Raw genomic sequence first — 20,331 nt, forward strand, 5'->3', positions numbered from 1 at the left:
TCAGAAATTCGGCGTGTCTCCCGATGCTTTGCAGCTTCATAGGAAACGCGCAAATACCCTGGCATATCAATTGCCGGATTATCTAAAGGGGGTTTGGGAGCGGCGATCGCTGCCTGATTTCTAGAAGTAGCCAGCATCTCACTGGACAGAACGATGCAAGAGAGGAGAGCCACTGCGAGATATTTCATCACTGTTTCCTTATCAAAGAAGATCGAAGAAGCTTGACTGGCACCCATTTTCCATAACTCTGCTGCAATCCTACTGATAGAGATCCCGTCAGAGCTACTCAAGCTTATCAAACCAGAGAAAAACAAGGCTGGACTATCTCAATCTGTTAACGATCTCACTCGAAGCCGTAGAGGACTTTTCCCGATCCATCTGGAGAAAATCTGACGCACCATTCCCCATCCGCCAGCCAGATACGCAACGGGTGATGAATGAACTTGCCATAGATGAAGGCGAGAACCACGATCAGCAGGAATGAGATCCCCACACCTTGAAATACTTTCCAGGGTCGGGCTGTCCATTGATTTTCCATTGGCGCAAATCTTGAGGGAACGGGCTTAGAATTCCCCTGTTGTGCCTCAAGATTTGCGTAAGCTTCCTGCCGCCGCCGAAGCGACTTCACAAGTTTGCAAAAATCCTCGGTTAACTCAGGGCTCCTCCCAGTATTGAGGGATCAGCTTTAATTGAAAATTTACCCATTCATACGAGGCTTCGTCTTCGCTATAGTTTCTGGCAGTGTAGAGAGCGGTTACGATCGCGGCTCTAATGATTTGGACTTCTTCAGTACCGCATGCTCGGAAGGAATACAAGGTCGAACACCTCGCCTAAACCGATTCCTAATCCAGCGATAACGACAAGATAAATCCATATCTGACGCTGCTCAAACCCCGCAGAACGCAGGCTGAGATCCGCTAGAACCGCTGTCACAAGTGGCAGAAAGACTAAACCCAAGAACTCAAACTTGCTGACAAATAGAAATGCACAGACACTAATCAAAAAGCTCAGGAATACAACGATCAATAAAGTGCGAGAAATCACTCCGGACAACTGCTCAAGCAAAGCCCTGCCCGTTCCAGAAATGATCACGATTGCAAGGATTGCGGCGGCTCCAACAAGCCAGATAATATGATGCGCCGCAAGATACCATCCGAGCATGGCATAAGCGCACCAAAACAGTCCTAACGAGAGCCAGGGCAACGAACGAGAAGATTCGCTATTCATGGGATAAAAGCAATCGCTCAACGAAATGGGTACGAAAAAGCCTCCATGCTTCAGCGTACCGTAACCAAGCTAGTACCGCGTAGATCCGAAGCACGATCGCTAGAATCAGCTATGCTGCGGTCGTCATCGGCGCAGATGCAGACTCGAAATTTATCATCAAACCGATTCCTTCCATTGCCACTGGAATAGGGAACGGGCTTATGTTTTCTAGAGGCAAATTGTGTCGATCACGCTTGATACAACTGAACTTTAGTACGCACGTCCACAACTTGCATTTATAAAATCAAACTGCAAGTTGTGGACATACCGAAAAAAACAGCGGTATCAGTCTTGGTATTCATAGACTTCCCATAGGTTTCTCTTCCCTTAAGAAGCTGTGAATACGCTTTGATATCGCGTCTCACTTATTCGGTTGTAACTCAGTTTTAGGGATGTTTTAGGGAGCTATGAAACTCGGTATCCTGAAATTGATGGGCGATACTGGATTCGAACCAGTGACTTCATCCCTGTCAAGGATGCACTCTACCACTGAGTTAATCGCCCGCAGTTATTTACAGTAGCAAACTTCTCTCGGCTTGTCTAGTCCTAATTTTTTATCCGCAAATCCAATGTGAAACGTAAACAACTTTAAAGAAGTATGGCGCAATTTGGGGACTTGCTGGAATAATCAGTTTGTAAGCTAAACATCTGTCGTGAGTTTGATAGGGAGAATACGTTTTGGATTCGCGCACTCAGCAATCGGCACACTTGCCCTCTCAAGTCGCTGCTCAAGAGGACTTCAGTGAATACGTCGCTCATCTTCAACTTCATATGGCGTTACAAGCTCGGAATCTCGTTCCCCGACTGACCAACACTCCGGATCATCGGGAGCAGTTACTCCATCAAACCCAAGCAGATTTTGAGAAGTTCGCTTCTCGGCAAATGTTTTTCTAACTGGGCTTCCATCGATAAACGCTTCAATGTAGTCAGAGCACAAATGCTCTGACTTTTTTATTTCAGGTTTATTTGATGAATAAATCCACGGGTAATCGCAAGTAAACGTTTTGAGGATCATTCATCGATTTCAGGCTTTCTAGCTCGGCTTGGAACTTTTTCATCTCGCTGGTGAGCGGATCGATCGCGGTAGATTCTTCAATGCTCGATCCCATCAAACTTTCGAGCAAGCGCTCTTCAAACGATCGCGGTTTTGGAAATTCTTCAATTTGCCAATCTTCCCCAAGGTTGGCTCGCTCGGCTGCGGCTCGAATTGCGTCTTGCAACCCACCCAATTGATCAACTAAGCCCAATTGCTTCGCCTGAATCCCTGACCAAACCCGACCTTGAGCAATTTCTGCCACCTTGGACTTTTGCAACTTGCGAGAAGCTGAAACCTTGGTGAGAAACTGATCATAAATACGATCGACACTCTTTTGAATCAGGGCTAGCTCTTGAGGGGTTTTCGGACGAGAAACGGTTTGAGCATCCGCAAATCGACCCGTTTTGACGACATCCCAAGTAATTCCATTGCGATTCGCAAGTTGCTGCACATTGAGAATTCTGCCGAAAACGCCAATCGACCCTGTAATCGTCGTTGGCTCTGCAAAAATCTCACTCGCATAGGTAGAAATCCAATATCCACCCGATGCGGCAACATTGCCCATCGAAACAATCACAGGTTTGACCTGATTGGTCAAAATTGCCTCACGCTGAATAATCTCTGAAGCGGTCGCACTGCCACCTGGACTATTGACTCTCAGCACAACAGCTTTCACATCGTCATCTAACCGTAATTCTCGCAGTTGTCTCGCTAAGCGATCGCCTCCGATTTGCCCAGTCGCACCTTGCCCATTGACAATTTCGCCTTCAGCATAAACAACGGCGATTTGATTGCGACTGGATCGATCATTGCGGTTGCTCTCTGCAACTCGTGCATAATTTCTTACGCTAATTTGTCGAAACGACTTGGTATCATCGTCCTGACCTGTAATCTTCTTCAGGTCTGCAATCACTTCATCGAAATACGCGACTCGATCGACTAATTTCTGTTTGACGGCTTCTTGAGGGTCTAACAGCCCGGCGCGATTTGTGATTGCTTGCAGTTGTCGAGGAGTCAGCTTTCTAGCTTTGCTCGTTGTACCTAAGATCTCAGTCCAAATGTCGCTTAATAGCTTCTGAGTTTGTTGGCGATCTGCCGGACTGCGACGATTCTGCAAAAATGGCTCAACCGCCGATTTATATTTACCGACCCGCGTCACCTGCACACCTACCCCAAACCGTTGGAGAGCCTGAGCAAAAAACACGCCCTCAGAACTTAATCCATTCATTTCCAGCCCACCGATCGGATTCATGGCGATCGTATCTGCGGTAGAGCCTAAATAATATTCGCGTTCCTGCCAATCGACATCATACGCATAGATTCGTTTGCCACTCTGTTTGAAGCGCTCTAGAGCGGAACGGACTTCTCTTAACGTTGCATAACCTGTCGTATTCGGATTGTTGCCCCCATTCAGATATAGCCCGACAATCCGATCGTCTTTTGCTGCCTCATTGATCGCATCTAACACCGATCGCAACCCAATCACATTGGGACGATTTCCAGCGATCGCATCATTGAGAACATCCCGAGTACTAGCACTAGCAGGCGCATCCGTAATTGTCTGCGAAAGGTCAAACACTAAGACAGATTTGTCTCGCACCGTCGGAGCCGAATCACGAGCCGCCATCATCGAAATCGAGATGAGTAGCAGTAAAAGCCCACCCACGCTGATACCTAGAAAAATAAACAAACCAAGTACAGTGGCGAGGGTGTGTTTCAGAAAGTCACGCATACGTTAGAGAAGCATGGGAAGAAGTCGCTTTTCCATGCTACATCTGTTTTTGCAGAATCAGTTGGAAGGCGGGGGAGTGGAGATATCTCTCTATCCCCCTATCTCCCTAATTTTCTGGAACATACGCTGGCAGCGATCGCACCAGACTCGTCCACTCCTGATTTGCATTCACATAGCCAATCTCAGCCATATAAGTGCGATCGCCTTGCGAAATCGGCACATCACAGCTCAATGCCATATCGTCGATGTCATGTTCCTCATAGCGAGCAGGCAATTGCGTTCCTGCATCTGTCACATCGTACAGCCGCAAGACCAGATTCTCACCAGAACTGATATCCAGTCGAGAACGCAACGATCGAGGAATATCCCAGGACGCATAAGCCCATCGAGAATTTCGAGGAGTCAACACCAAACGCCCTTCACTGATGCTTGTCGTAAATGAATTCGGTTCACCTGAGACAAACACATTGGTATCCACGAGATCGGGGTCAAATTCATGGGAATCGATCGCTGTCTCGCCCGTGACAAACTGATTCGGTTCAGTGACAGCAGCGTCTTGCGAGTCTTTGCGTTGACCCGATAAGAATGACCAAGCTGCGGCTCCTGCTCCGGCTGCTGCGGCTCCTGCAGTTGCTGCGCCTCCTGCAAAAGTATTCACCCCCGTTTGAGCAGTATCGCTAGCAGTCTCCCCGGCTCGATTCGTAATTCGTTGGAACCAATTCGGCGAGTCAGAAGGTTCTGCTTCAGGCAATTCAGTAGACGCATCATCGCGATCGCCTGACAAGAAAGATTTTGCAGAATCGACTGCACCTGTTGCAGCTGCGGCTCCGCCTGCCACTGCTGTACTACCCGCGTTCGCTATATTGCCCAGGAAATTAGAACTCGAAGTTGCCGGAACGCGCACATGGGTCGATCGAGCTAATCCCAACCATTGACCTTCTGGAGTGAGATAGCCAATTTCAGCGAGATAATCGCGATCAGGGAGTGCGATCGGCAAGCGTTGACGTTGGGTTAATTCATCACAATCAAATTGTTGAACACTGTGAGCAGGCTGATTTTCCAAGTCGATATCGGTGACATCGTACAGCCGGAGCGCTAGCTTCTCGCCCCCCTGCTGACGCATTGCCTGACGCTCCTCGCTCGGAAGATCCCAAAATGCCTCAACTTCTTGAGGGCTACGCGATTTGAGCACGACTCGGCTCTGCTGACCCCGATTACCAAAGGTTGACCAAGCGGCGGCGCCTCCCGCGATCGCAGTTCCTCCCGCGATCGCAGCGCCTCCAAGATTGCCCCAATCCCCGAATCCATCTTGACCTGCCCGAGTCGCATCTCCGACGAAATTTGCGTCTGCATTGGCATCGACACCTAGCCCAGTCCCGAATTCAGGCGCATCAACCGCTGCGGAGCCATTGCGATCGCCGTGGAGCGGATCAAACCCGCCTTCTACATAAGGGGCGCTGAACGTATCATCGCGTTCTGGTAAATCTCCGGCGGCATAGCCAGGAGCATTAAAGCTACCTGTTGCACCTGCATCGACTGGACCGCGACGACTGCGAGCGAGCATCCAGAGCAGGGTTGCACCAGAAGCAATTGGGAGGAGCCACCAGAGCCAGTTCGGTAAGCCCCCTGTGCCTGCTCCTGCGCCATTCGCCCCGGCTGTATCGCTACTTGGGAACAAGAATGCTAAAGGATTGCTGTCCCCAGTTTGCGAGGTTCCATCTTGAGCGTTATTGCCGCTTGGAGAGGTAGCTGTGGTTCCCGCTGTGCCTGTTGCGTTCTTTTCAGTTGCAACTGGGGCTTTTTTATCGTCTGTACCTGCTTTGGTCGGTGCTTTTGCCTCAGGTTTAGCCTCTACTTTCTTGCCTGAAGCTGGAGCGGCAGCACTTAGCGCGATCGCATCCGCGACTCCGGATTGGGTGAGCGTTTTTTGTCCGACTGGAGCCGTCGCAAATCCTAAAAAGGCTTTCACGGCATCGTTCGGTTCACCTTTATAAACGTAGTAAAGCGCTTGCGAGAAGGGATAGCGAGGATCGGTTGGGGCGACATTATCCAAGGCTATTGCCTTCGCGCCCGCCAAACCTTTCGTTTGATTCGCCGTCACGTAGCCGATACCAGTGTTGCCCAGTCTAGAGACAACTGCTTTCGTCGTATCTTCGTTCAGTTTCTCAACCGTTGCGCCTGTTGCAAAATTCCCTTGTCTGAAGACAGGATAGCTTTTGAACGCTTCGCGGGTGTCGCTAGAATCCGGTCGATCGACAAATTTCACCGGGGCAGAAGATCCACCCACTTCTGACCAGTTTTTGATTTCGCCGCGAAACATTTTGGCAAATTGGGTAATCGTGATGCTTTTTGCGAAGGGGTTGTCTGCACCGACCAAAATTGCAATTTTGTCTCGTCCCACGGGTACAGCCGTTAAGCCTTGCGCTTTTTCTTGCTCGTTGAGCGGTCGCCCGATCGCTGCGAGATCCACTTTTCCTTCAACAACGGCTTTGATGCCTTCGGGAACTCCGTTAGCCGCAATGTTAACTTTCGTGCCTTGAAATCTCTGCTCGAATCCTTTCTTCAAAACATCGTTGACCGCTGCCATGCTGGTTGAGCCATCGATTCGGACATTGGTGCCCGCTTTCACGGAAGCCGGAAGTTGGAAGGTGGGAAATTGTTGTGCTCGAACCAGTTGTACTTCTGCGACGGTGGTGGTCAAGAGAAGTGCAAAGCCGACTGCGGAGAAATATTTTTTATGCACCATACTTTTTTACCTGTGGGAGCAAAAACTTTTTTACACCGTTGCAGCCCATAAAGACAAGTGCAACTGGATACGAACGGCTCTGAATCGAACCCTGAATCGAACCTGAGAACGTCCGAATTCATATCAATTCATACCATTAGATTCGCGTATTGATCACCATAGGATGAATTTAATCGTTTTGATCCGCTGTTAAGAGTTTATTAATGGTTGGATGAATATGGGAAGATTGGGGCGTTCAAAATATCAATCAGTGTGGAATGCAGAATTCGCAGCGGCAAGAAGAAGTCACGCTCACGATGTCAGGCAAATTGATCGATTCAGGCTATCAAAATGCTTTTAAAGCAGAGGTGCGATCGTATTTCGATCACATTGCAGCGCAGATCGATCGCTGGAATCAGCGCAATCAATATTATTATCAAGACCTCGATCGCTTGCATCAATTCTTCATTCCACCGGGTCGCCGAGTCCTGGAAATTGGCTGTGGAACTGGAAATTTACTCGCTGCACTTGATCCTGCGATCGGAGTCGGCATTGACTTTTCTGAACCCATGATTCAGATTGCTCAAGCAAAATACCCTCATCTCCAGTTCTATTGCTTAGATGCAGAAACGCTCAGTCCGGATGATCTCAATCCGGCAGAATTCCAGTTTGATTTTATTGTGCTTTCTGGAGTATTAGGACATTTAAGCGATGTGCAGCAAGTATTAACAAGACTGCATCCTTTTTGCCATCCTCGAACCCGATTGCTTCTAACCTTTCACAATTTTTTATGGCAGCCTTTGTTGCACTTCGCTGAGAAAATTGGTCAGCGTCGTCCCCAGCCTGCTCAAAGTTGGTTATCGATGACCGATGTGCAAAATTTACTTCAAATTACAGGCTACTTACCGCTGCGATCGAGCAGGCGTTTCTTGTGTCCCAAGCAGATTCCTGTAATCGCACCCTTTTTTAATCGATTTTTGGCGCATCTGCCGATCCTGAATCATTTAGGACTCACGAATTACGTTGTGGCAAAGCCTCAGTTTGGAGCAAATACACACCATTACTCTTGCTCAGTCATTGTGCCTGCTCGCAATGAGGCAGGCAATATTCGAGATGCGATCGCGCGTTTACCGCAATTAGGAAGTCATACCGAAGTCATTTTTATCGAAGGACACTCTCAGGACGAGACTTGGAACGAGATTCAAAACGTGGTCAGTCAAGGGCATCCGCACTTTACTTTAAAGGCTTTACAGCAGACAGGAAAAGGCAAAGGGGATGCGGTGCGGCTTGGATTCGCACAGGCAACGGGCGATATTTTGATGATTTTGGATGCAGATTTGACGGTGCAACCCGAGGATTTACCCCATTTCTTTGAGGTGATTGCTCGCGATCGCGGCGAATTTATCAATGGCTCAAGGTTGGTTTATCCGCGATCAGGCAAGGCAATGCCTTGGTTAAATAACTGGGCAAATAAGTTTTTTAGCTTGGCATTTTCTTTCTTACTCGGACAACCGATCAAAGATACGCTATGCGGCACAAAAGTTTTGCGGCGAGATGATTACGAAAAAATTGCAGCCGGACGAAGCTATTTTGGGGATTTTGACCCGTTTGGTGACTTTGATTTACTCTTTGGGGCAACCAAACTGGGCTTGCATCTAGTCGATGTGCCTGTTCGGTATCAACCTCGAACTTATGGCACATCTAATATTGCGCATGTTCGTGAGGGATTAGTTTTATTGCGAATGTGCCTCTACGCCTCTCGGAAAATTAAGTTTTTCTAGGGTTGAGCGTTTCTAAATCCTGTATCTTGAGTGAAGCGGCAATTTGCACAATAAAGCATGAAAAGACCTTGGAACCCGATCGAGGCTTGGGCAAAACTGACGAATCCGCGTCCTCCCCAACATGGACATGAATCTGCTCCACATTCGCCCCGGTTGAATCCACTTGAGCAAGTCTCGATCGTGCTTCCGGTTTATAACGAACAAGCTTGCATTCAGCGAACGTTTGAAGCGGTTTTGCACTATCTCAAAACGCATCCCAATTTTACGTTCATTTTTGTAGATGACGGATCGAGCGATCGCACGAAACACATCATCACCGCCGGGATTCGGATTGCAAAAACGCCTCAGATTAAATTGCTGTCTTACAAACCGCGAGCAGGCAAAGGGTATGCGATTCGGCGAGGAGTTGAATATGCAGATGGTGATTTGATCTGCTTTCTTGATGGCGATTTGGCTTATTCACTTGCCCACCTAGATAAATTGATTGAAAAATTGCAGACTTGCGATGTTGTTATCGGCAATCGCGCTCTGATACGAGGTCGTCACCAGCCCGAGAACTTCGATCGCAAAATTACCGAAAAAGTTTTCAACTTCTTATCCCGTAGGATTTTGAACTTGCAATACAGCGATATGCAGGCAGGGCTAAAAGGATTTCGGAGATCGGCTGCGAAACAATTATTTTTTTACCAAATTTTAACCGGATTTTCGTTTGATGTGGAGCTAATTTATTTAGCGAAACAGTGGGGATATACGATCGGAGAAGTTCCGGCGATCGTCTCGAAACAGCATCAGAAAAAAATGTCGAAAGTTCATCTGTTACGCGACTCGATTAAAATGCTTCTGGATCTGCTCAAAATCCGATTTAATGATCAGCTAGGTCGATATCAATAATGTCTTGGTTAAATTTAGTATCGTTTGCTGGAATCTTTATCCTGTGTGGAATTGCCTGGATCGGGTCTGAAAACCGCCGTGTGATTCCGTGGAAAGTGATTCTCTGGGGCATCGCACTGCAATTAATTCTCGGATTGCTGGTGTTTTCGTTTCCTGTCACCCGCGCGGTTGTGACCGTGATTAGCAACAGTGTGAATGCCATCTTAGATGCCACTGAAGCAGGAGCAAGGTTTCTGTTTGGCTCGCTCTTGGTTCCAGATGTCAGCACACCTGGTCCAATTTTAGCGGGGCGCTGGATTGCCCGCGCGATTACGCCAGCTTATGTTCCAGTTGCAGGCGATCGCTTAAGTCCAGACAATCTCAATTTAGGCTACGTCTTTGCCTTCCGAGCATTACCCTCGGTGATCTTTTTCTCGGCATTGATGTCTTTGCTATATCATTTGCGCGTCATTCAACCGATTGTAAATTTCTTTGCAAAAATCTTTCACCGATTGTTGAATCTCAGTGGTGCAGAAGCACTCAGTGGGGCAACTAATATTTTTGTCGGAATTGAATCGGCATTAGTGATTCGTCCGTATCTCGCCAATATGACTCGTAGCGAACTCTGCGCGATTTTGACTTGCTGCTACGGGAGTATCGCTTCTACTGTTCTTGCACTTTATGCGGGATTGTTACGTCCAACATTTCCGAATATTACTGGGCATTTGGTTTCAGCCTCGTTCATGGCAATTCCAGCGTGTTTTGTCGTGTCCAAACTCTTGGTGCCGGAAACAGAAACGCCTAAAACGATCGCTGCTTTACCCAAAGAAGAAGAACCTGAAGAGAGTACGTCGAGCGCGATGGAAAGCGTGATTGCAGGCGCATTGGACGGTGTGAAATTAGCGATCGCGATCGCGGCTTTGCTCGTTGCTGTGCTCGGTTTAGTGGCGATCGTCAATCTCTTTTTTGCGAACTTAGGTGGACTTGCCGAAAGTAACAATTTAACGATTCGGCGCATTGGCATTATTTTCCAAATTGTGACGCTGCAAAATATCGTCGGTGCACTGTTTGTTCCACTAACGGCAATCACAGGTGTTTCTGCAAACTGGAACGAGATCTGGGAAACTTCGGTGTTGATTGGACGCAGATTGCTCGAAACAGAAGTGCCGGCTTATCAACAGCTTGGAGTATTAGCAAGTCAGGGGAGAATTAGCGATCGAGCTTTAGTGATTACGAGCTATTGTCTCTGCGGATTTGCGCATTTGCCTTCAGTTGGAATTTTCGTCGGTGGATTTTCTAGTTTGATTCCATCGCGTCGTAAAGAACTCGCAAGTGTTGGCTGGAAAGCGCTTTGGGCTGCGACTCTCGCAACTTTGATGATTGGTTGTGTGGCGGGTGTTTTTTATCTTGGTAATCCATCGGTTTTGAGAGGGTAGAACATGAAACGCAATTGGCTTATTGGATGGTTTGCTCTCGCAATTGTCCTATTCACAACTCTCTCCAGCATTGCCCAAACTCCTGCTCCTACCCCAACTGGAGCTTTAGGCGTTCCGGTTGCTCCGATTCCGGTTGATCCGTCTTTACCTGCGAATCGTCCGCCAATTCCGACAGCTTCTCCTTCACCTACAACTTCTCCGGTTGCGTCTCCTGGGGCATCCCCTGCGCCAATTCCAATTGCGCCTCCTGCGCCTGCGCCGCTACCTGCTGCACCCACGGCAGATCCACTGCCGACCAGTGGCGACTATAAAGATCCCAACGGACGTTTTATCGTTGGAATCCTGAAAGACTACAAAGTCAGTCCGCTTGCTGGAACGGTTCTGATCGAATCTCCAGATGGAAATTTAGCTTATAGCGTTCTTGCTCAGCCTCAATCTCAGTTGGGTGTCGCTGGAAGTATTATTCCAAATGAAGCATTAGTGACTGCTGCACAGAATGCATTTCGCCAGGGGGAAGGATTTCAAACAGGTGAAGTGCGATCAATCCCAGGTGGTGTGCAGATCGATTGGACAGGGAATTTGACGATCGCAGGTGCAACTCAACCGGTTGGCGGTGTCATTGTGGCAAGACAGACCAGTAATAGTGTTTTGCTCGTTTTAGTTGCAGCCACAAACGAAGGGGGAAGTCGCGTTTTAGGTGCAGCAACTACAATTGCAAATAGTTTGCGGGCAAGTTAATGGCGTTTGTAATAGCAGGAGAACGGAGTGGAGCAGGCAAAACAACGGTCACGCTCGCATTGTTAGCTGCATTGAGACGGCGCAATCTGACAGTGCGATCGTTTAAAGTTGGGCCTGATTACATTGATCCGATGTTTCATCGTCATGTGACGGGGCAAGCTTGCTATAACCTTGATCCGGTTTTAACTTCGGAAGCTTATGTACAGCAGTGCTTTGCTCAACGGGCTTCCGAGTATTCGATCGTAGAAGGGGTGATGGGCTTATTCGATGGAGCCGCTGGACACAAAGATTTTGCGAGTACTGCTCATATCGCTCGATTATTAAATCTGCCGATTTTGCTCGTGGTGGACTGTCGAAGCTTGTCTTACTCGGTTGCTGCGATCGTGCATGGCTATCGATCGCTTGATCCGCGATTGAAATTTGCGGGAGTCGTTTTAAACCGAGTCGGCAGCGATCGCCATTTAGAACTGCTGAAATCTGCCTTAATAGATGTGCCGATTTTGGGAGTTTTACGGCGACAAGACGCGATCGAGATTCCCGATCGCCATTTAGGATTAGTTCCAACCGATGAACTGCCAGGATTGACTGAGTTAATCGATCGCTTAGCCGAATTAGGGGAGTCTTGCTTCGATTGGGACGCATTGATGCCCTATTTGAAAACAGCAACAACCCCAAAAGTCTCAGTTCCTGAATCTTCAAGATCTGTCAAAATTGCGATCGCAAGAGATGCCGCGTTTAATTTTTACTATCAGGACAATCTTGATCTGCTGAGGCAAGCAGGAGCGGAACTAATCGAATGGAGTCCTTTAAGAGATACATTCCCCAATGATGTAGATGGACTGTATTTTGGTGGTGGCTTTCCTGAAATGTTTGCAGAAACGCTGAGCGAAAATCATGCAACACGACACGCAATTCGAGCAGCCATTCAATCGGGAATGCCAACTTATGCAGAATGCGGTGGACTGATGTATCTCAGTGAAAAAATTATCGATTTCTCAGAACAAGCTTTTTCAATGGTTGGAGCAATTCCAACAACAACCGTCATGCGATCGCGCTTAACCTTGGGATATCGCAAAGCGACCGCATTACAAACAACCCCGATCGTCAAAAAAGACGAGACACTACACGGGCATGAATTTCATCGATCGAGTCCTACAACTGAATCAGAGAAACCTTTATTTGAATTGACAGGCCTTTCTCGATCGTCGATGCAATACGACGGTTGGCAAACACCCAAATTACACGCTTCCTATCTGCATCTACACTGGGGCGCAACTTCGCAAATCCCACAGCGATTTGTTCGATACTGTACTAAATTCCGCAGCGATCGCTATCCTTAAAAAGAACATGGATAACAGATTAGACATGGCTGGATCGATTCAAGAAATTGCTCAACGTCTTACCGCCCTAGATCAGAAAATTGAGACAATGGGCGACACCTTCACCGAAACCTATCGCAGCTATCTTCAGCAACTCGGTCAAACCGTACGGCAGCAACTCATTCTGTCGTGCTACAAAATCTGTACCGAAAATTATCCCAAACGCTTTTTAGCCCTCCCCCTCAGTCAGCGTCAACAACTCCAAGACGACCTCAAAGCGCTCGCCGATCAAACTGCAACCGATTTACAAGAACTGCTTCAACCGATCGAGCACACCCAACCCGAGCCAGTCGAACTCCCCGACGAACTCGCAGCCCTGCTCTCGGACGAAGATCTCGATGACGAGGACGACGAATATCAAGAGGAACTCGAACCTAAAACCCCTTTGACCCCGATCGAAGCATTGACCATTTGGCAAGAACAACTCGATCGCTCCATTCACAAGACCCTAAAAACTGCCTCGAATCGCGCCAATCAATATCTCCAAGACGCTGAAATTCTGCAAAAGCGCATTCCCCAAGCGGTAATTGATGCTGCATCCAAATCCGAAGGCAACGATCCCAATTCTCCTAACCTACTCAATGTGCTCGTCAGTGCGAGTGAAAAATCTGGTACAGATGGAACTCCCGCAGCAGCGGCAGCAGCACTGAATGCACTCATCCATGTCGTTGCCGTCAATCTCAAGCTAAACGAATTAGAATTCAATGACATTCCGCTGATGAACTTGCGAAACAAGATCCGAGATCTCAAGAAACAATTTCAGGCGATCGCGCGTGAGTATCAGAAAAAACAGCGGGAACACGCCGTTCTCGAAGCCCAACATGCCTGGAAATCAACCTGGACATAAACCATCCTCAATCAATCGAGCTATGCCAAAATTCCCCACCCCGCCTATCCTAGAAAGAAGGAAACCAAGGGGAGGCGCGTAGTGGTAAAGCAAACCATTAAATTAGCCGCGATCGGAGATGTTCACGATCGATGGGAGGCTGAAGACGAAGCAGCGCTGAAAGCTTTAGGAGTAGATTTAGCTCTGTTTGTCGGAGATTTTGGCAATGAATCGGTTGAAATCGTCCGCTTAATTTCTCAGGTGCAAATACCAAAAGCAGCGATCATGGGCAATCACGACGCTTGGTATAGTGCAACCGATTGGGGTCGTCAAAAAAGCCCCTACGATCACCGCAAAGAAGATCGCGTTCAGCAACAGTTAGATTTGCTCGGTGAAGCTCATGTCGGGTATGGGAAGCTTGATTTTCCCAACTTCAATCTCAGCGTCGTGGGGAGCCGTCCGTTTAGCTGGGGTGGCTCGAAGTGGAAATATGAGCAATTTCATCATGAACGCTTCGGAGTCGAGAGCTTTGATGAATCGGTGAATCTAATCATGAATGCCGTGGAACAAACCGCGAGTGATACGATTCTCTTCATCGGACACAATGGACCCAAAGGACTAGGAGATCGACCTGAAGATCCCTGCGGCAAAGATTGGCAACCGATCGGGGGTGATCACGGTGATCCAGATTTTGCAGACGCGATCGCGCAAGCTCGTCAACTCGGAAAAAAGATTCCGTTCGTGACGTTTGGGCATATGCATCACACGTTGCGTCACACTCAAACCGAACTCCGTCGCGCCATTCACGTTGATACTGCTGGAACGGTTTACTTAAATGCTGCCAGCGTGCCCAGAATCATCAAACAAGACGGACAAAAACTGCGGAATTTCTCAATCGTCACCCTCGAAGATGGCATCGTCACCCAAGCCGAACTCCTTTGGCTCGATGCCAACTTTAAAACTGCATCCAAGACTGTTCTCTATCAAATCCAGGAAGCAGAAGCGATCGCCTAGCAACTTGCATCTAAACCGAGGAAAGCACAGGTAGCATTTAGCAATAAAAAAGGAGGTTCAAAAAACCTCCTACGAGTGCTCAGAGTTAGCAAACGTTAAGAAACGGCATCAGCCTTAAGCCAAACCTGTATTCATCCCAGGTCTGCCAGTTGCCAATTCAACCTTGACAATCTTGCCGCCCATCTTCTGGATGCGTTGCTGTTCTTTAAACCAGTTTTCGTAAGGAACAAGCTTCGTGAAGAACGTATTTTGCAATTCTCGCTGAGTCCGGATGCGGGTCTGGCTGGGGACGCAAGCCGTAATCTTGAACATTCTCATGAGTCGGTCTCTCCTAAGGGATAAAAAAGTAGGAAGAAGTGCCCCTACGAATGAAGGGAAGTCGCGTTTAGAAAGATCTCAAAAATAGTGCGATCGCTTAGACTCAGCTATTGATGATAGCGCCTTAACAAATCGTAAACGAAATCGCATCACAGAACAATGCTGTTTTTAAAAGGTTGGAAGCCAAGAGTCAAGATTAAATCGTAAAAGCCAAAACGAGCCTCAACAACCTAACCGTCACTCCAGACTTCCAAACTTAGAAGCTAAAGAACAAAAGCGATCAGCATTTCGTTCTGTAACTTAGTCTTAGCTCAAGCCAGAGCAGATGTAGTCGAAGTAAACGCCCATTTCTTTACCAGCGTCTGCACCAACCAAGCTAGCGGTGACTTCTTTCATTGCTTGGATTGCTTGTACAGTCGAAGTAACAGGCACGCCCAAGCTGTTGTAGGTTTCTTTCAATCCGTTGAGAACGCGCTCATCGAGGATCGAAGGATCTCCAGCCAACATTGCGTAGGTGGAGTAGCGGAGGTAGTAGTCGAGGTCGCGGATGCAAGCAGCATAACGACGAGTCGTGTACATGTTGCCACCGGGACGGGTTACATCCGAGTACAACAAGGACTTAGCAACTGCTTCTTTCACGATCGCTGCTGCGTTAGCAGAGATGGTGGTTGCTGCACGAACGCGCAGTTCGCCAGTTGCGAAGTAGCCTTTGAGTTTGTCGAGCGCAGAGCTATCCAGGTATTTACCCTGAACGTCAGAAGTGTTGATTACCGAGGTAATTGCGTCTTGCATGATTTCAAGTTCCGTAAGTCGCGTGGTCTTAAATTAAAAAAGAATCGATCGTGGCGAGCAATTACTGCATTGCACCGACGAGGTAGTCGAAGTAAGCACCTGCTTCTGCTGCATCATCAGCCGAGAGCAAGGAGGTTGCAACGCTCTTCATAGCACGAACGCCTTCTGCAACTGCGGGGATCGGGGTTCCCAAAGAGTTGTACATTTCTTTGACACCAACGACTCCGATTTCTTCGATCGGGGTTACGTCGCCTGCTACGATTCCGTAGGTTACGAGGCGCAGGTAGTAATCCAAGTCACGCAAGCAGGTTGCGGTCATTTCTTCGCCGTATGCGTTTCCACCAGGAGAAACAACGTCAGGACGCTTTTGGAACAATTGGTCGCCTGCTTGCTTCACGATGCGCTCACGAGCACCCGTCAAGGTTTCAGCAATGCGTAGACGCTTTTCACCAGTGGTGACGAAGCCTTTGATCCGATCCAATTCGCCGGGGCTGAGGTAACGTGCCTCAGCGTCAGCATTCACGATTGATTTCGTGACAATACTCATTGATGGATTCCTCCAAAGAAATGTAACCGAATTTGTTTAAAAGGGAGTTCCCCAAGTGGTTTTGGAGTCACGCGATTGGGTTGAGCCACCGCCTTTGACTTCGCCACCTTCCGAAAATTATTGTGCGGCATTGCGTTAACCTTCCTGGGCGCTCTGCAACATTTTGTAATATCTTTACTCAGGTTCGCGGCAAGTTCTGAAATTCCGATTAAAAACGTGCCACAAGTTTGTATAATTTCTACCGCTAAAAATCGCGCGCTCGATTGCTAGCCCATTCTGTAGCGAGGTGCGATCGCTGGCAACCCTGGTTCAGTTGCCAGATTTGATTCCAGCTAAAAGAGTTTTGTCGGTTTGAGAAAGAGCCAACTCACGAAGAAGAACGAGGCTGTGAACAGTTGTGCGATGTCGAGTGCTGAGAGGTAGCCGTCCATTAAAGCAGCGATCGATCGGTCTGCGATGCCAAAGAGCCAGGATGAAATGCCGAGAATCCAGATACTAGAGCGCAGTCGCGCCAAAAACGCGACGGATTCACCAGAAGGTTTGCGAAACATAATGTGGGTTCCGAGAGAGTGCAACAGGTTCAAAGTGCCTCTATGTTACAAAATATTATTTATGCTTGCCATAAGTCCACCGATATACATAGTGAAGTTCTGACTTTTGGAGTCTTGCTCTAAAGGCAGGAGTTGTGATTTGGTGAGGTCAGAAGAATCTGTTCGTTTCACCTTCATCTCCAATGCCCTACGCGATCGATTTCGGAACCAGTAACACCGTCATTACGCGCTGGAATGCTGTGACTCAGCAGCCAGAAACTTTAGCCATTCCAGGAATTTCTCAACGTCTCGCCCAGAATCCATCGCTGATCCCCAGTTTGTTGTATGCCGAAAATGCAGCACAGGGCAAAGTTACGATCGGGCAGGAGGTACGCGATCGCGGTTTAGATATCAGTCAGGATTCACGATTTTTCCGCAACTTCAAGCGCGGGATCGGAACAGAGGTGCAAGGATTTCTGCCCGAATTGGATGGTCAGGTGATTCGATTTGAGCAGGTGGGCGAGTGGTATCTCACCCAAATTATCAATCAGTTGAAAACGACCGATCCAGAGATTGCAGAATCGATTGTTTTCACCGTGCCAGTTGATAGTTTTGAGGCGTATCGGCTTTGGCTCGGGCAGATTTGTGAGTCTTTGGATATTAATCAGGTGCGGATGATTGATGAGCCAACAGCGGCAGCATTGGGATATGGATTTGTTGATCGACAAACTTTACTCGTGGTTGATTTTGGCGGTGGAACGTTGGATTTATCGATTGTTCAAACGAATGTGAATCAATCGGCAAAGCCAACAGGATTTATTTTGAAATGGGGGCAGAAATCATTTAAGGAACAGTCAGGACAACAAGCAAAGACGGCGAGAGTGATTGCAAAAGCTGGACAAAATTTAGGCGGATCGGATCTAGATAATTGGCTTGTCGATCATTTTGTGAATACACAAGGATTCACAGCAACGCCATTAATTTCGAGATTAGTAGAACGACTAAAAATTCAGCTTTCGCTCTTCACTGAAGCGCAGGAAGTTTTCTTTGATGATGAGCGTTTTGAAAGCTATGACTTGTCTTTAACGCGATCGCAGTTTGAGCAGATTTTGAGCGATCGCGGTTTCTTTACGAAGCTCGATGAATCGATGGAACAAGTCTTGCAACAAGCCCGCAGACAAGGGTTAGCTGTGAGTGATATTGATGCGGTTTTACTGGTCGGTGGAACGGTTCAAATTCCAGCAGTGCAGAACTGGGTGAAGCAATATTTTGATGAGCGTTTGATTCGGTGTGAAAAGCCGTTTGAAGCGATCGCTCAAGGGGCATTGCAACTGAGCCAAGGCATTGAGCTAAAAGATTTTCTCTATCACGGCTATGGAATTCGCTATTGGGATCGGCGGCAGAATCGCCATAATTGGCATCCTTTGATTAAAGCAGGACAGCCTTACCCGATGGAAAATCCTGTGGAATTGGTGCTAGGAGCGTCGTTAGAGAGCCAGCCAAGTATTGAACTGATTGTAGGTGAGTTAGGAGCCGAAACAGTTCAGACCGAGGTTTACTTTGATGGCGATCGCTTAGTCACTCGCAATGTTTCAAGCTCGCAAACGCAAGTACAAGCATTGAATGATAAAGATGGATCACGGAGCATTGCTGAACTTGATCCGCCGGGAAGTCCGGGAAGCGACCGCATTAAGGTACAGTTCATGGTCGATCGCGATCGTTTTTTGCGGATTACGGTGGAAGATTTACTGACGGCTCGAACATTGGTTGAAGATCAAGCAGTTGTCCAGTTGAGTTAGCTACTCTGCTGAATAGTTTGTTATTCTGACCAGAATTTGGCTGAATATACTTGAGAAGTACTCGTGAATACATGCCCTATGACTCAAGCGATTCCTTTTCAAACGGTTATTGAATACGTCGAAGCACTCTCTGAGGATGAACAGAATGAGTTATTTGATTTGATTCAGAAACGGCGGGTGATGAAGCGGAGGCAGAAAATTGCTCAAAATGCAGAAAAGACACTGGAAGCTGTCAGGAATGGCACAGCAGAACGAGGAACAGCGGCTGACGTGATGGCTGTTATCTTCGGGGATGATAAATGAGAACGCTAATCTATGACCGACTAGAGTTGAGATGAAAGAGTGGTGATAAGAATTCGATTCTGTTCATCTGTACCAACGCTGATCCGAAGTTTGTCATCAAGGTTTGGTTGGTTGAAGTAGCGTACTAGGATGTTTTGCTGCTTAAGCGCCTCATAGATTTTTGCAGCATTGCCTGGAGGTTGAGTGAGGAGGAAATTTGTTTGAGAAGTCCAGACCTCAAAGCCTAACTGTCTAAGTTCGATCGCTAATTTTTCTCGCGATCTCTTCACTTTTTCCGCACATTCATTTTTATAGTCCTGGTCACGCATTGCGGCAGCACCAACTAAAGTTGCGATCGCATCGACACTATAGCTATCACGAACTTTGAATAAGCCTCGAATGAGGTGAGGTTGCGCGATCGCAAATCCAAGCCGCAATCCTGCTAAACTGTAGCCTTTTGAAAGCGTTCTCAAAATGATCACATTCTGAAACTGTTCTACTAAAGGCAAAACTGTCTCTTCAGCAAAATCGACATATGCCTCATCAATCACAAGTACGCCGTTCAAGTTTGCGGCAAGTTGACGCAGATCGGACATTGGAACTACATGCCCCGAAGGACTATTTGGAGACGCAATAAAAGTTACTGCACCTTGAGCCTCAATCAGTGCATCTAGCGGTAGCTGATTGTTTTCACCATAAGGAATTTCTAAGCGATCAGCATCTTGAATCTCCGTCAAAGTCCGATACAGCACATAAGTCGGCATCGGATAAACGACTTTACGCCCCGGCTCTGCACAGGCTCTCACGACGACATTCAACATGTCATCGCTGCCATTTCCTACCATGATCCAATCTTTGGGAATGTTCAATGCTTCGCTTGTCGCTTGTCTGAAATCATTTGCATAAGGATCAGGGTAGCGGCGAAGCCATTCGGGATCGAGATTTTTCAGAACTGCGATCGCATGTGGAGACGGGAGATAAGGATTCTCATTGGTATTGAGTTTAATGATGGGCGTTCCAGGTTTTGGTTGCTCACCGGGAACGTATCCCGCCATCGCATCAACACTGGGGCGAAAGTAAGAATGCATGAAGAATGATTTGCGCGACAGTTATCAGCTTAGCGCTTGCTCAGATCGCTGGAGAAGACCATTCGCAAAAGATATCAATGCCAATATGCAGAATGTAAAGCGAGATCGCAGTTGCAATGGCAGAATCAATCGGAAGAGGAGCACCAGAGAGATTGACTAAAGCAGTAATGAT

At 47.7% G+C, this 20,331-nt stretch carries 19 protein-coding genes, 1 tRNA gene and 1 pseudogene; 10 read left to right on the top strand and 11 right to left on the bottom strand.

The annotated features are described in order from the left end of the window. The 4 genes and pseudogenes from J0L70_RS14665 to J0L70_RS14680 all read right to left on the bottom strand — a co-directional run. Positions 1-188 (bottom strand): annotated as a pseudogene (locus tag J0L70_RS14665) (rhodanese-like domain-containing protein); the annotation flags it as partial. 155 nt (positions 189-343) lie between these two features. Next, complete coding sequence (locus J0L70_RS14670) at positions 344-628, bottom strand: hypothetical protein (protein ID WP_026148470.1); 285 nt, start codon at positions 626-628, stop codon at positions 344-346. Between the two features lie 158 nt (positions 629-786). After that, complete coding sequence (locus J0L70_RS14675; RefSeq protein ID WP_017286874.1) at positions 787-1,227, bottom strand: hypothetical protein; 441 nt, start codon at positions 1,225-1,227, stop codon at positions 787-789. A 471-nt stretch (positions 1,228-1,698) separates the two neighbouring features. Beyond that, a tRNA-Val gene (locus J0L70_RS14680) sits at positions 1,699-1,770 on the bottom strand. A 174-nt stretch (positions 1,771-1,944) separates the two neighbouring features. On the opposite strand from J0L70_RS14680, the gene J0L70_RS14685 reads away from it, so the two are divergent. Beyond that, positions 1,945-2,160, top strand: coding sequence for a hypothetical protein (locus tag J0L70_RS14685; RefSeq protein WP_017286758.1), 216 nt, complete (start codon positions 1,945-1,947; stop codon positions 2,158-2,160). A gap of 68 nt (positions 2,161-2,228) precedes the next feature. On the opposite strand, the gene sppA is transcribed toward J0L70_RS14685, so the two are convergent. After that, on the bottom strand, positions 2,229-4,034 hold the full coding sequence (gene sppA, locus J0L70_RS14690) for a signal peptide peptidase SppA (protein ID WP_287455132.1): 1,806 nt from the start codon (positions 4,032-4,034) through the stop codon (positions 2,229-2,231). 106 nt (positions 4,035-4,140) lie between these two features. Further along, positions 4,141-6,780 carry a DUF4912 domain-containing protein gene (locus J0L70_RS14695; protein ID WP_287455133.1) on the bottom strand — a complete coding sequence of 880 codons (2,640 nt, stop codon included), beginning with the start codon at positions 6,778-6,780 and terminating at the stop codon, positions 4,141-4,143. 257 nt (positions 6,781-7,037) lie between these two features. On the opposite strand from J0L70_RS14695, the gene J0L70_RS14700 reads away from it, so the two are divergent. From J0L70_RS14700 to J0L70_RS14730, 7 genes are all read left to right on the top strand, one after another. Then, entirely contained in the window at positions 7,038-8,540 is a 1,503-nt protein-coding gene (locus J0L70_RS14700) for a glycosyltransferase (protein WP_287455134.1), read from the top strand. Positions 8,541-8,597: 57 nt separating this feature from the next. Further along, on the top strand, positions 8,598-9,431 hold the full coding sequence (locus tag J0L70_RS14705) for a glycosyltransferase (RefSeq protein WP_268183902.1): 834 nt from the start codon (positions 8,598-8,600) through the stop codon (positions 9,429-9,431). Beyond that, positions 9,431-10,846: a NupC/NupG family nucleoside CNT transporter gene (locus tag J0L70_RS14710; RefSeq protein WP_017286753.1), complete on the top strand. Its 1,416-nt coding sequence runs from the start codon at positions 9,431-9,433 to the stop codon at positions 10,844-10,846. Before J0L70_RS14705 ends, J0L70_RS14710 begins: the two co-directional genes overlap by 1 nt. 3 nt (positions 10,847-10,849) lie before the next feature. Beyond that, on the top strand, positions 10,850-11,584 hold the full coding sequence (locus J0L70_RS14715) for a hypothetical protein (RefSeq protein WP_190651915.1): 735 nt from the start codon (positions 10,850-10,852) through the stop codon (positions 11,582-11,584). Continuing rightward, positions 11,584-12,924, top strand: a complete 1,341-nt coding sequence (locus tag J0L70_RS14720; RefSeq protein ID WP_287455135.1) for a cobyrinic acid a,c-diamide synthase CobB — start codon at positions 11,584-11,586, stop codon at positions 12,922-12,924. Before J0L70_RS14715 ends, J0L70_RS14720 begins: the two co-directional genes overlap by 1 nt. Before the next feature lie 7 nt (positions 12,925-12,931). Further along, positions 12,932-13,810, top strand: a complete 879-nt coding sequence (locus J0L70_RS14725; protein ID WP_017286750.1) for a hypothetical protein — start codon at positions 12,932-12,934, stop codon at positions 13,808-13,810. Positions 13,811-13,891: 81 nt separating this feature from the next. Then, positions 13,892-14,803: a TIGR04168 family protein gene (locus J0L70_RS14730; protein ID WP_017286749.1), complete on the top strand. Its 912-nt coding sequence runs from the start codon at positions 13,892-13,894 to the stop codon at positions 14,801-14,803. Positions 14,804-14,917: 114 nt separating this feature from the next. Here J0L70_RS14730 and J0L70_RS14735 read toward each other — a convergent pair whose 3' ends face one another. The 4 genes from J0L70_RS14735 to J0L70_RS14750 form a co-directional block, all read right to left on the bottom strand. After that, on the bottom strand, positions 14,918-15,121 hold the full coding sequence (locus J0L70_RS14735) for a phycobilisome linker polypeptide (protein WP_026148458.1): 204 nt from the start codon (positions 15,119-15,121) through the stop codon (positions 14,918-14,920). 306 nt (positions 15,122-15,427) lie between these two features. Further along, positions 15,428-15,913: an allophycocyanin subunit beta gene (gene apcB, locus J0L70_RS14740; protein ID WP_017286747.1), complete on the bottom strand. Its 486-nt coding sequence runs from the start codon at positions 15,911-15,913 to the stop codon at positions 15,428-15,430. Between the two features lie 61 nt (positions 15,914-15,974). Next, positions 15,975-16,460, bottom strand: coding sequence for an allophycocyanin subunit alpha (gene apcA / locus J0L70_RS14745; RefSeq protein WP_017286746.1), 486 nt, complete (start codon positions 16,458-16,460; stop codon positions 15,975-15,977). Between the two features lie 332 nt (positions 16,461-16,792). Then, the gene (locus J0L70_RS14750; protein ID WP_017286745.1) at positions 16,793-17,011 is read right to left on the bottom strand and encodes a hypothetical protein; all 219 of its coding nucleotides are present in this window, start codon (positions 17,009-17,011) and stop codon (positions 16,793-16,795) included. 182 nt (positions 17,012-17,193) lie between these two features. Here J0L70_RS14750 and J0L70_RS14755 point away from each other — a divergent pair, with 182 nt between their 5' ends. Together J0L70_RS14755 and J0L70_RS14760 are read left to right on the top strand one after the other, a co-directional pair. Continuing rightward, the gene (locus tag J0L70_RS14755) at positions 17,194-18,789 is read left to right on the top strand and encodes an Hsp70 family protein (protein ID WP_287455136.1); all 1,596 of its coding nucleotides are present in this window, start codon (positions 17,194-17,196) and stop codon (positions 18,787-18,789) included. Between the two features lie 78 nt (positions 18,790-18,867). Then, a complete protein-coding gene (locus J0L70_RS14760) occupies positions 18,868-19,092 on the top strand; it encodes a hypothetical protein (protein ID WP_190651911.1) in 225 nt (74 codons plus the stop codon). 20 nt (positions 19,093-19,112) lie between these two features. On the opposite strand, the gene hisC is transcribed toward J0L70_RS14760, so the two are convergent. Then, positions 19,113-20,159: a histidinol-phosphate transaminase gene (gene hisC, locus J0L70_RS14765; RefSeq protein WP_287455137.1), complete on the bottom strand. Its 1,047-nt coding sequence runs from the start codon at positions 20,157-20,159 to the stop codon at positions 19,113-19,115. Positions 20,160-20,331: the final 172 nt, after the last annotated feature.

The organism is Leptolyngbya sp. UWPOB_LEPTO1, assembly GCF_017302695.1.
Taxonomy (GTDB): domain Bacteria; phylum Cyanobacteriota; class Cyanobacteriia; order Leptolyngbyales; family Leptolyngbyaceae; genus Leptolyngbya; species Leptolyngbya boryana.

Excerpts from the sequence above, each read along its gene's own strand:
- J0L70_RS14675 (WP_017286874.1), bottom strand. The coding sequence starts at position 1,227 with ATGAATAGCGAATCTTCTCGTTCGTTGCCCTGGCTCTCGTTAGGACTG.
- sppA (WP_287455132.1), bottom strand. The coding sequence starts at position 4,034 with ATGCGTGACTTTCTGAAACACACCCTCGCCACTGTACTTGGTTTGTTT.
- J0L70_RS14695 (WP_287455133.1), bottom strand. The coding sequence starts at position 6,780 with ATGGTGCATAAAAAATATTTCTCCGCAGTCGGCTTTGCACTTCTCTTG.
- J0L70_RS14700 (WP_287455134.1), top strand. The coding sequence starts at position 7,038 with ATGCAGAATTCGCAGCGGCAAGAAGAAGTCACGCTCACGATGTCAGGC.
- J0L70_RS14705 (WP_268183902.1), top strand. The coding sequence starts at position 8,598 with ATGAAAAGACCTTGGAACCCGATCGAGGCTTGGGCAAAACTGACGAAT.
- J0L70_RS14710 (WP_017286753.1), top strand. The coding sequence starts at position 9,431 with ATGTCTTGGTTAAATTTAGTATCGTTTGCTGGAATCTTTATCCTGTGT.
- J0L70_RS14715 (WP_190651915.1), top strand. The coding sequence starts at position 10,850 with ATGAAACGCAATTGGCTTATTGGATGGTTTGCTCTCGCAATTGTCCTA.
- J0L70_RS14720 (WP_287455135.1), top strand. The coding sequence starts at position 11,584 with ATGGCGTTTGTAATAGCAGGAGAACGGAGTGGAGCAGGCAAAACAACG.
- J0L70_RS14725 (WP_017286750.1), top strand. The coding sequence starts at position 12,932 with ATGGATAACAGATTAGACATGGCTGGATCGATTCAAGAAATTGCTCAA.
- J0L70_RS14735 (WP_026148458.1), bottom strand. The coding sequence starts at position 15,121 with ATGAGAATGTTCAAGATTACGGCTTGCGTCCCCAGCCAGACCCGCATC.
- apcB (WP_017286747.1), bottom strand. The coding sequence starts at position 15,913 with ATGCAAGACGCAATTACCTCGGTAATCAACACTTCTGACGTTCAGGGT.
- apcA (WP_017286746.1), bottom strand. The coding sequence starts at position 16,460 with ATGAGTATTGTCACGAAATCAATCGTGAATGCTGACGCTGAGGCACGT.
- J0L70_RS14750 (WP_017286745.1), bottom strand. The coding sequence starts at position 17,011 with ATGTTTCGCAAACCTTCTGGTGAATCCGTCGCGTTTTTGGCGCGACTG.
- J0L70_RS14755 (WP_287455136.1), top strand. The coding sequence starts at position 17,194 with ATGCCCTACGCGATCGATTTCGGAACCAGTAACACCGTCATTACGCGC.
- J0L70_RS14760 (WP_190651911.1), top strand. The coding sequence starts at position 18,868 with ATGACTCAAGCGATTCCTTTTCAAACGGTTATTGAATACGTCGAAGCA.
- hisC (WP_287455137.1), bottom strand. The coding sequence starts at position 20,159 with ATGCATTCTTACTTTCGCCCCAGTGTTGATGCGATGGCGGGATACGTT.